The following is a 1,303-nucleotide window of genomic DNA, read 5'->3' on the forward strand; positions in this document are numbered from 1 at the left end:
GAGCCGAAGAACTTCCGCAGGCCGCCATGGAAAGGGACAATGCCATTGCGAGGAGTATCGAAATAATTTTTTTCACGTTTTTTCCTTCCTTCTTTTAAAGCCCGGACGTAGCGATAACTGGGCTGTTTTGATCTGCTGTCCGCCGCGTTTGGGCCAGTATCGTCTGATTACATTTTCTCAGGCATAAACAGTGTCTGGATTTTAAGCGTCTGGTCTTCCACCTTATAGATGGGAACTTCACGGTAGACCAGATGGGTTTCAGGGTCAAAGGTGATCGTGCAGGTCAGGCCCTCGATTTCGGTGGTGTTTTCCAGCTCGTCGCGGATCTTCTTCGAGTCCGCCGCACCGGCCTTCTCGATTGCATTGGCCATCAGCTTGAAGGCATCGTGCGCTAGATAGCAGTCCGGCCCAACGTTGACGCTCGGGTCGTATTCCCACTTTTCGATAAAGTCCTCGAGCAGCGCATGCACCTTGTCCGACTCGGTGTTGACAGTGCCGTTAAAGACGAGCCCCTCAACCGCGTCGCCCGCGATGTTGAACAGGTCGTTCGACGTCGCGCCCTCAGTGGTAAGCAGCGGCTCTGTAATGCCGAGCTCACGCGCCTGATTGGCAATGAGGCCGATCTGCTTGTAGTATCCCGCCGCGATATAAAGCGCGTCGAAGTCACCGGAATTCTTGATGCGGGTGAGCACCGCGCGGTAATCCACATCGCCGGTGTTGTAAGCTTCGCTGCAGACGATCTTGCCGCCGGCCGCCTCCACATTCTTGGTGAATTCATTCATGACGCCGATCGAGAAATCGCTGCCAATTTCATAGATGATCGCAATATTCTTGTGTCCCAGTTCCTTGACCGCGTACTGACCGAGGATGGCGCCGCTCTGTGGATCGGACAGGCAGGCACGGAACGCCCAAGGCCGCACCTGGCCGTCGTCGGTCATGGTGATCTTCGAGTTGGTCGCGATGCTGGTGAGGACTGGGATTTCATATTCGCTGGCAACCTCCACAAGCGCTATGGTACTGGCGGAAGAATCGGTCCCGATGAAGGCCACGACATTGTCGTTGAGGATCGCCTTGCGCGCCGCGTTTGTTGTTTCCACCGCGTCGTCGCGATTGTCGTACACCTTGATCTCGATCTGTTTGCCCAGCAGGCCGCCCTCCGCGTTTTTCTGTTCCGCCAGCAGCATGATAGTCTGAGAAAGCACGTCGCCGAAGATAGCGCTTTCTCCGGTCAGCGGACAGACCACGCCGATGCGGATGGTTTCCGCTTCGGCCGCCTGCCCTCCGACGGCGGAATCACCGGAAG

The 1,303-nt window shown here is 56.3% G+C and carries 1 protein-coding gene; it reads right to left on the reverse strand.

Annotation, left to right across the window (positions count from 1 at the left end):
• Positions 1 to 167: 167 nt before the first annotated feature.
• A partial coding sequence (locus DWV16_RS00570) for an ABC transporter substrate-binding protein (protein ID WP_158572755.1) occupies positions 168 to 1,303 on the reverse strand: 1,136 nt, incomplete at its 5' end.

Source organism: Anaerotruncus sp. AF02-27, from assembly GCF_003465835.1.
Classification (GTDB): domain Bacteria; phylum Bacillota; class Clostridia; order Oscillospirales; family Ruminococcaceae; genus Anaerotruncus; species Anaerotruncus rubiinfantis.